General features: G+C 62.1%; 2 protein-coding genes. One reads left to right on the top strand and one right to left on the bottom strand.

Annotated elements, in window-relative coordinates:
• The coding region (locus AC4PR2_RS28725) for a Mom family adenine methylcarbamoylation protein (RefSeq protein ID WP_492176030.1) at positions 1–317 on the top strand (317 nt) is incomplete at its 5' end.
• A 72-nt stretch (positions 318–389) separates the two neighbouring features.
• On the opposite strand, the gene AC4PR2_RS28720 is transcribed toward AC4PR2_RS28725, so the two are convergent.
• Positions 390–1,640, bottom strand: a 1,251-nt coding sequence (locus tag AC4PR2_RS28720) for a condensation domain-containing protein (protein WP_492176029.1), incomplete at its 5' end; no start/stop codon positions are given.

Raw genomic sequence — 1,640 nt, 5'->3', positions numbered from 1 at the left:
TGCAATGGGTGCAATCGTTCGCGGATGAGCGGTGCGGGTGTTTCGGGGTTGTGTACCAGGCGAGTAATTTTGAGTTTGTTGGCAGCCATTTTTCACGGTTCTATGAGCTTGACGGCGAGTGGTATCACGAGATCGCCCTTAATGCCATCAAGAGAGGGGGCAAACGCGGTGAGCACCTTCGAGCCAATATCGACCGGGCAACCGTGCATAGGTTCCAGCAGTTTCGTTACATTCGCTTTTTGAATAAGAAGGCCCGTAAACGGCTCAACACCAAATTATTCACACCGAAACCTTATCCGAAGCCAGGTAATTTATAGCGCTTCAAAGTTGTATCAAATGTACTGCGATTGGTGGATTTTTGTTCGTATCAAATAAGTTGCAAATCCGTATCAAAAATTTCGCCGCGCAATAGCCCGTTCCGCGCCTTCGCCACCCTGCAGACGCCCCAGCAATACGGTGCCGAACACGACCGCGTCTCGCCCGCTGACGCTCGCCAGCACCTGCGCCCAGGCCAGGTGGCACAGGCTGGCCAGGCTGACGCCCAGCCGCCGCGCCTGTCGCCGCAACCGCAGGTTCAGCGCCGAAGAGAGCGCCTGGTAGCGGCAGGCGATTTGCCGCCCTTCGCCGTGCACGTCGCTCAGGCCGAACGGCAGCACCGGCTCGCGGATATCTGCCAACATGTCGCGGAAGAAGCTTTCGTGCTCAGCCTCGCTGAGAGCCAGGCGCGCCTGCGCCACCGCATTGCGGAACGGCTGGGCGACGCCCAGCTGTGCCCCACGGCCGGCGAGGATCTCGCCGATCTCTTGCTCCATGAAGGCCAACGTGGAGTGATCGCCAATCAGATGATGCCACTGCTGCAAAGCGCACCAGCTGCCGTCCTCCTCCTGCGTGACGGTAAAGTTGAGCAGCGGCGCGCGGGTCAGATCCTGCCGCTGCTGCAACGGATCAAAGCTGGCCGCCAGCTGTTGCCAAATCGGGCCGTCAGCCGGATCGAAACGCCGCTCGCTCAGCGCCAGCTCAGCCTTGCGCCACACCACCTGCACCGGCGAGGACATGCCCTGCGTGATGAACGCAGTGCGCAGAATGTCATGGCGATCGATCACCTGCTGCATCGCCGCCAGCCAGGCGTCCAGTCGCGCACGGCTGTCGAAACGCAGCACCGCGGACAGCTGGTACGGGTCACCCCGTTCCGCCAGCAGATGGTGGAACAAAATCCCCTCCTGCAGCGGCGACAAGGCGTAGATGTCCTGTACGTTGGCCACGCCGCCCGGCACCTGCGCCACCACCGCGTCGATTTCCGGCTGGCTCAGCGTCGCCAGCGGCAACATCTCCGGCGTAATGGAGGCCCCGCCCGGTAAAATCCGGTTTTCCGGTATGTCGATCTCACCTTGCGCGCTCATCGCCTGCGCCAGCGCCGACAGCGTCGGCGTTGAGAACAACGTCTGCACGTTCGCTCCCCAACCGGCGCGCCGCAGCTGAGCCATCAACTTCACCGCCAGCAGCGAGTGGCCCCCCAGCTCGAAGAAGTTATCGTGGCGGCCTACCTGCTCCACGTTCAGCAGTTCGCGCCAGATCGCCGCCAGCAGCGTTTCGTGTTCACCCTGCGGCGCTTCGTACGCTGCCTGGCTCTGCGCCCCCTG

The organism is Serratia sp. A07, assembly GCF_058725505.1.
The sequence above is the reverse complement of the archived record's forward strand: the minus strand, read 5'-3'. Positions and strand labels throughout refer to the sequence as shown.